The organism is Sphingobium lactosutens DS20 (assembly GCF_000445105.1).
GTDB classification, from domain to species: Bacteria; Pseudomonadota; Alphaproteobacteria; order Sphingomonadales; family Sphingomonadaceae; genus Sphingobium; species Sphingobium lactosutens.
In genome coordinates this window covers 1-2,265 of record NZ_ATDP01000033.1, presented here as the reverse complement: position 1 = coordinate 2,265, position 2,265 = coordinate 1, and the positions used below count along the sequence as shown (strand labels likewise).

Sequence of the window (2,265 nt, the reverse complement as noted above, 5' to 3'; positions counted from 1 at the left end):
AGGCAGCGAAGCCCGAACCGAAGCCCGACCGGGCGGAACAATTGCCGCCGCTGCCCGAGCGCAGCCTCGGCCTCGATTTGTAGCATGAAGCCGCCGGCGCGGCGCCGGGGGCGAAAGGAAGGAGACGAAACGATGGCATGGGAATTTGAGCAGGCCGGCAAGTTCGGCAGCGAGAAGGCGGCTGACGATTATGCCAGGCGCAACAATCTCGATCCGCGCGATGTGCAGATCACCCGCAAAGGCGGGGAAGTGGAGCTCAGCATCCGCCGATCGGCGCTCGACGGGCGCAACCTGCGCGACAATGGCGAAGGCCGGCGGGATGGGTGGGGCTGAAGGAGGCGGTCATGGAATTCACTCAGCGCCGCGGCGACGCGCCCCCTCGGGCAATCGGAGGATAACCGCGCATGGGCATCGACGATCGAGACTATATGCGCGAGCGGCAGCGCGCGCGGAGCGGAAGCACGCGCTGGAATGACCGAGCCGGGCGCGTGGAGGGCGCCTGGTTCGACCCGGCCATTCGAAGCTTCGACTATCAACGCGGACGCTGGCGGGGCTCCAGGCGTTCCAGCCCTGTTCGATATATTCCCTTTGCCCTGAGCCTCCTCCTCATTCTGATCCCCCTCTACGGCGAAGCTCAACGGGCGGGCTGGCTGCCGGATCGCGAGGCGGCGATGCCATTTCCGGAATCAGGGTCGGTAACTGTGGCGAGTTGGGCGATGCACGAACCCGTTAGCAGCTTCCTCACCGTCGAGACGGCGGACAGCAATGCCGTCGTGCAGCTCATCGACCCGACCACCGGCCGACACGCCATTTCGATCTATGTCTCGAAAAATGACCGGATTCGCGTGCCGGTGCCGCAGGGCACATTCCGGCTCCGGCTCATCGAAGGTCAGAAGTGGCACGGACCGGTGCGCTATTTCGGGTCGAATACATCCTACGAGACAGCCGCTGAACTCATGATCTTTGCACCTCGGGCCGGCCACATCATTGACCTTCATCGGAGGCCCGATGGCAATCTCAAAACGCGTATGATGTTGTCGCGCCCCGAAGCTCTGTGATTCCGGACGCGTAAGTGTGGTCAGCGGCGCACGCGCGATAGGACCCGGGCGGCGACATTGCTGCGAACCGCGAGCTTGCGGCCATAGCGTAATGCCGTAGCGGGCGAGCTCCAGCGCAGCGCCTGGGCTATTCCCGCGCCGTCCTCTCCGGCAGCAAAAAGGTCCTGGGTCAGGCCGACGCGAAGGGAGTGAGTGGACAATGCCTGCACCGCGGCGGTCAACTCGCTGGCGGGGAGACTCACCAATCCCAGTTCGAATGCTGCAAGCGCGACGCGTCGGTAGATGCCGTTGACGCCCTGGCGTGTCAGCGGCGCCGTTCCGATGGAATAGGTCGTTCGGGCGAGCGCCGTTTCAGAATCGCTGGCGCGTACGCGCCGCCGATCGACTCCGACCCTGCGGAACAGGGGGCCTTCCTCGATACCGCTCGCTTCCAGCCAGGCGCCGACCCGCCGCATGGTCTCGGCCGACAGCCATGCCCAGGCGCCTTCGCCTTCCTGGTCGGTCTTGGAGAAGGGGATGAACAGCGTCGCCGAACCATCCTGCTGGGGATCGATATGCACAGCTTCGACCACCGTGAGTTCGCTTACGCGCAGCCCCGCGTCATATCCGAGCGATAGCAGGGCAGCGTCGCGCAGCCCCTGCAGGTCGCCGCCGCAGGCATCGAGAAGCGCAGCGAGGGTGAATCCCTTGGTGACATGGCTGTCCAGTGCCTTGCCGAGCCGCAATGGCGCTGCCTGGCGCTGCAAGGCTCCTCTGCGCCTGCGGACGGCCTTGAGCGCCGCGCGCACCATCGGTGCGTCGGTAGGCGCGGCTTCGCCCGCCAATCCCATCATGCGGTGGACCGTGCCGAGGCTAGCGATCCGGCGCGCGAGCGTCGCGGGCTTCTTGCCCCTGCCATCGAGCGCATTCACATAGCGAACCAGATCTTCGGGATCGGCGGGCAGCGGTGAGCGGCCTTCCTCACCGCACCAGCCGCTCCAGCAGTCGAGATCGGCGGCGATCGCCGCCTTTGTCGCGTCGGCCATGGCCGCCAGCGTCGTCTCGAGTCCGAGTTGGCTGATCGGCGGCAGATCCGCTGGAACGATGCTGGCGATCGTGCGCAGCAGCCGCATGTCGACGGTCTCGGGATCCGCGTTTGGCGATCGCGTCGGCAGCGCGGCATCGTTGGTCCGGACCACCACGATTTCGGCGTCGGAACGGCTGGCGG

At 66.0% G+C, this 2,265-nt stretch carries 3 protein-coding genes; 2 read left to right on the top strand and 1 reads right to left on the bottom strand.

The window, feature by feature from the left end:
* Positions 1 to 132: 132 nt before the first annotated feature.
* On the top strand, positions 133 to 333 hold the full coding sequence (locus tag RLDS_RS29610) for a hypothetical protein (protein WP_020818475.1): 201 nt from the start codon (positions 133 to 135) through the stop codon (positions 331 to 333).
* Between the two features lie 71 nt (positions 334 to 404).
* Positions 405 to 1,058 carry a hypothetical protein gene (locus RLDS_RS29605; RefSeq protein ID WP_020818476.1) on the top strand — a complete coding sequence of 218 codons (654 nt, stop codon included), beginning with the start codon at positions 405 to 407 and terminating at the stop codon, positions 1,056 to 1,058.
* Between the two features lie 20 nt (positions 1,059 to 1,078).
* On the opposite strand, the gene RLDS_RS29600 is transcribed toward RLDS_RS29605, so the two are convergent.
* A partial coding sequence (locus RLDS_RS29600) for a tyrosine-type recombinase/integrase (protein WP_021224288.1) occupies positions 1,079 to 2,265 on the bottom strand: 1,187 nt, incomplete at its 5' end.